The organism is Mesorhizobium sp. M7D.F.Ca.US.004.01.2.1 (assembly GCF_003997785.1).
In the GTDB taxonomy this organism is placed as follows: Bacteria; Pseudomonadota; Alphaproteobacteria; order Rhizobiales; family Rhizobiaceae; genus Mesorhizobium; species Mesorhizobium loti.
Window position 1 is genome coordinate 1 of sequence record NZ_RZRQ01000410.1, and the last position, 4,695, is coordinate 4,695.

Below are 4,695 nucleotides of genomic sequence, written 5' to 3' on the forward strand. Positions count from 1 at the left end.
GAGCTGATGACGCGGTCGACCGCGCCGCAGGCGCGGTCGACCGCGTCATCAGCTCGGTGCATGTGGCTTCGGCCAGCGAGATGACGCTGGTGCGGGCGCTGAGGGATGCAGGCGTCTCCCGCTACGTGCCTTCCGCCGGCTTCGGCCTCGACTTTGCCGCCGCCGCACCGGGCTCGGTTCCGCCGCTCGACCTTAAGCGAGCCGTGTTCGACGCAATCAAGCAAGCGGATCTGCCCTATACGGTGATCTATACCAACGGCTTCTTTTCGACCTGGGTGGCGACGCTGGGCGATCTGATGCGCTTCGGCCCGTCGCCTTTGCCTCCCGAAGAGGTGACGCTTTATGGCGACGGCAATGTGCCGGCGACGTTCGTCAGCGAGAAGGACATCGCCGCGGTCACCTTGCGCGCGCTGAACGACCCCAGTGCCGTCCGCAGCGAAATCCGGATCGCCCGGAACCGGACAACCCAGAGCGAAATGATCGACCTGTGGCGCCGGGTGAGCGGCCGCTCGCCGCGCATCGTGCAGCAGAATGCGGCGGAGCTTGAGGCGATGATCGCGTCAGCCCCCTGGCTCGGACTGCTGCGGGCGTTCTGGATTCGCGGCGAAACCGCGCTTGAGACGGCTACACCGGAAGCCGGGGCGCTGTATCCGGAGCTGACGTTCGAGACCATCGAGAGCGCTTATGTGGCGATAGCGGACGCCGAGGGTCAACAGCGGCGGGGCTGAGGAGGCATGGTGCCGACGCCGCCGGAGGGCCTACTTGCCGGCCATGTGATCGGCAAGCGTCTGGGCCTGGGCGAGAAGTGCCGGGAAGACAGGCTCGCTCGGCAGGTGCTGGCCCATGCAGGCGCGATAGTCGGCGTCACCTTTTTCCCAGGCGACGTTGGCGGCATCATACGCCGTTTCGTCCTTGAGGTCCGAGGCTTGGTAGGCCTCCTGGAATTTCTGGGCGGCGGCGTCCGCCGAGGTCCACACGGCGTCGCAGGCCGTGATCTTCGGAACAGGCGGTGTCGCGGGTGCCGAGGCGATCATGACGCTGTTGCCCTTGACGATGGTGACAATGACCTGCTGGTCGGGGTTCGGCCCTATGTCCTGCGCCCAGCCGCCGAGCCGTGCAAAGGTGATGTCTGCGCCTTCTGGCTTCTTCAGGGACAAGTCGAGCGTCCCGGTGAACGCGGCGTCGCTGTTGATCGCCTGGGTGTAGAAAGCATCGAGCTTCAGTGCCGCATCGATGTCGGCGGGCAGTCTGAAGTTTTCGTCGAGTTCGGCTGCCCTGGACTGGAGCCAGCGCTCGAGCAGCCCCCGCGTCGTTGCCACGAGGCTCGGGCCGTCGTCGCTTTTGGCGTATCGCAAACCGTCGAGCATGCCGAACCCGATATCGGCATCGCTCAGGCTTCCGAGATTGATCGTGCCGTTTGCCGGGAAATCGGCAACCGCCAAGGGGCCGAGAATGGTGGACAGACGCCCTTCGAGATCGGTCAACGCCTTCGCCCCGGCGGCATCGAGCGTTTCCACGGGGTCGTTCGCACTTGCCATTGCCGCGATGGCGGAAATCGCCTTGTCGCGTGCGGCGATATAATCGTCCTCCGGCGAGGCCGCGAAAACCGTGCCGGTCACGAGCGCGAAGATGATGGTCCAGACCAGCCGCATGACATACCCCCTGTGGCGATCCACAAGCTGGGAGCCATCGGGCAGCTTTGCGGCAATTGCGCGGCAGCAACCGCAAGGGATGCAATCGGCCCATTAACCATCGATTAACTATCCGGTCGCCTTTGAATCAAATTTGGCGGATAGTGTTTTTGGGCCGAACGAGGCTGCTCGAGGGATCTGGAAGGACAGCAATTGTCAGCGAGGCCGCTTTCGGTCGCGCGGGGCAGTCTGAACTCAAAAAGAGAAGCGACTGACCACAGTCGCCTTGCGGGGAGGCGCCAGCATCATGTTTGATGAGGAGCGCCAGAATGAAGATCGAAGACGCAGTTACGGCAGTGACAGCCGAGGCCAACGCGCTGCTATCTTGCCTCGGCCAGCCCGTCGTCGCCTACCACGTCACGGCAATCATGCGAGAGGCAGACCTGGAACACGCCAGGCAGATGCAGCTTGCCTTGATGCGACGAAGCATCGAGGCGCTCGTCGATGACGGCCTCGAGAGTGTGGCCGCAGAGCGTTTTGCCTCGCAGTTCCATGGTCGCGTTGGTTTGACCTGGAGGCTGCTCCACGCTGCGGATGGCGTGGCGCATTGAAGGATGGCTTGCGGAGCAACCAGGTCATAGGGATACGGCTTCAGTCACGCCTTCTGCCTGGCCAACCGCTCCAGCGCATCCACAATCAGGTCACAAAACTTCGTATGGTCGAGCTTCATCGCCACGGTGTGGCGGAAGTCGGTCTGCTCGCTCGCCGTGCCGCCGAAATGGTGCATGCCGCCCATCTTCTCGAAATTGCAGACCGTCATGCCCTTGGTCCAACGGCCGGCAAGCTCGACGCGGATATCGGCCTTCTCGGTGGTGAAGACGGTCGGGTCGATCATGGCCGCGACGCAGCATGCGTCATGGACGGCGGGATATTCGATCTGCAGCAGGCCGCCATGCGTGGTCGCGATGAACTCCCAGATATCGAGAATGAACTTGGCCATCGGGCCGCCGACGGTGCGCACCCGGTCCTGAAGCTCTTTGGTGGCGAGCGCCTGATGGGTGAGGTCGAGACCCACCATGGTGACGTCCCAGTTGGCGCGGAATACCACGTCTGCGGCTTCCGGATCGCCGTAGACATTGAACTCCGCCGCGGGCGTGATGTTGCCCCTGGTATAGCTCCCGCCCATGGCGACGACCCGCTTCACCCGCTCGACGATGCGAGGATCCTTGCGCACGGCAAGCGCGATGTTGGTGTAGGGACCGACCGGCACCAGCGTGACCGTCTTCGGCTCATGCGCCATGACGGTGTCGATGATGAAGTCGACGGCATGCCGCTTGTCGAGCTCGAACGAGGCGGGCGGCAGTACGGGGCCGTCGAGCCCGGTATCGCCATGGATCTCGACGGCCAGCACCTGATCGATGATGAGCGGGCCGGGAGAGCCCTTCGCCACCGGCACCTTGATGCCATAGGCGGTGCATACCGAAAGCGCATTGCGCGTGGTGTTCTCGACATTGTGGTTGCCCGAAACCGTCGTGATGCCGAGAAGATCGATCTTTGGGTTGCCTGCCGCCAGCAGGATGGCGATGGCGTCATCATGTCCGGGGTCGCAGTCCAGGATGATCTTTTCCATGGTGGGCACCTCCCTTGCCGGCCGAATCTGCTGGAACAAGAGACTGCCGTGCCCGCGCCGTCAAGGTTCGGGTGCTCGACCGATCCAGAGCCACTCGGGCCCCCTGCGTAGCCCCGCTTACCCCTTCCGCTTCTCCACCTCGGCCTTCCTCAGCAGGAACCGCTGGATCTTGCCACTCGGCGTCTTCGGTAACTCGCTGACGAACTCGACCTCGCGCGGATAGGCGTGGGCCGAGAGGCGCTTGCGGACGTGCTGCGCCAGTTCCTCGGCCAGCGCTTCGCTGCCTTGAAAGGCAGGCGCCAGGATGACGAAGGCCTTGACGATTTCGGTGCGCTGCGGATCGGGCACGCCGACGACCGCTGCCTCGTTGACCGCCGGATGTTCGATCAGCGCGCTTTCGACGTCGAACGGGCCGATGCGGTAGCCGGCGGAGGTGATGACGTCGTCGGCGCGGCCTATGAAGCTGATCGAACCATCGGGCTCGAACTCGACCGTGTCGCCGGTGCGGTAGAAGCCGCCGGCTATGGCCGGGGTTTCGGCCTGGTGATAGCCGCCGAACCAGCGCAGCGGCGAGTTGGCGATGTCGACGGCGAGGATGCCGGGCTGGTTGGGGCCAAGCTCCTGGCCCGCTTCGTCGAGCACGACGATGCGGTAGCCCGGCATGGCAAAGCCGGCCGAGCCGTGGCGCACGGGGTGCGACAGGCCGTGATGGTTGTTGACCATCATGCCGTTCTCGGTCTGGCCGTAATGGTCATGGATCGGGGCGGTGAGATGGGCGTCGAACCAGCGGATCACTTCCGGGTTGAGCGGCTCGCCGGCGCTGCTCACCACGCGCAGCCGGCCCTTGACGCGGGCAGCTGCCTCGGGTCCTTCGGCCAGCAGCAGACGGAAGGCGGTGGGCGAACCGGCAAGGCTGGTGACGCCGAGGCGCTCGATGATGTCGTAGGTGCTCTTGGCGGTGAAGGCGCCCTCATTGAAGGTCGTGGCGATGCCGAGCAGCAGGGGACCCGTGATGGCGTAGTAGAGGCCGTAGGCCCAGCCGGGATCGGCGATGTTCCAAAAGACGTCGTCGGGCCTCAGGCCGATGGCATCGCGCATATAGGCGCCAAAAGCCATCAGCGCACTGAGCGGCACCGGCACGCCCTTGGGGAACCCTGTCGTGCCCGAGGTCGACATCATCATGAACAAATCGTCGCCCCTGCGCATCACCGGCTGGCACTCGGGTGAGGCGGCGGCGAACGCAGCGCGGAAGTCGATGTCTTCAGCCGGCAAGGCTTCGCCGGGGGCAAGGATGGTCGCGACCTCGGGGCAATCCTCCACCTCGTCGAGCTTGCCGCGATTGGCTGTGTTGGTGACGACGAGCTTGGCGCTACTGGTCTTCAGCCGGTGGTCGATGGCCTTCGGTCCGAAGGCGGTGAAGAGCGGCTGGTAGAC

The 4,695-nt window shown here is 64.6% G+C and carries 5 protein-coding genes; 2 read left to right on the forward strand and 3 right to left on the reverse strand.

Going from position 1 to position 4,695, the window contains the following annotated elements; genetic code table 11:
• Positions 1 to 728: NmrA family NAD(P)-binding protein (locus EN993_RS31740; protein ID WP_127265735.1), on the forward strand; the 728-nt coding region annotated here is incomplete at its 5' end.
• A gap of 30 nt (positions 729 to 758) precedes the next feature.
• Here EN993_RS31740 and EN993_RS31745 read toward each other — a convergent pair.
• The gene (locus tag EN993_RS31745; RefSeq protein WP_127265736.1) at positions 759 to 1,652 is read right to left on the reverse strand and encodes a hypothetical protein; all 894 of its coding nucleotides are present in this window, start codon (positions 1,650 to 1,652) and stop codon (positions 759 to 761) included.
• A gap of 308 nt (positions 1,653 to 1,960) precedes the next feature.
• Between EN993_RS31745 and EN993_RS31750 the strand changes: the two genes are divergently transcribed.
• Positions 1,961 to 2,242: a hypothetical protein gene (locus EN993_RS31750; protein ID WP_245469027.1), complete on the forward strand. Its 282-nt coding sequence runs from the start codon at positions 1,961 to 1,963 to the stop codon at positions 2,240 to 2,242.
• A 44-nt stretch (positions 2,243 to 2,286) separates the two neighbouring features.
• On the opposite strand, the gene EN993_RS31755 is transcribed toward EN993_RS31750, so the two are convergent.
• Positions 2,287 to 3,261, reverse strand: a complete 975-nt coding sequence (locus EN993_RS31755) for a nucleoside hydrolase (protein ID WP_127265739.1) — start codon at positions 3,259 to 3,261, stop codon at positions 2,287 to 2,289.
• Positions 3,262 to 3,378: 117 nt separating this feature from the next.
• Positions 3,379 to 4,695, reverse strand: a 1,317-nt coding sequence (locus EN993_RS31760) for an AMP-binding protein (RefSeq protein ID WP_164757939.1), incomplete at its 5' end; no start/stop codon positions are given.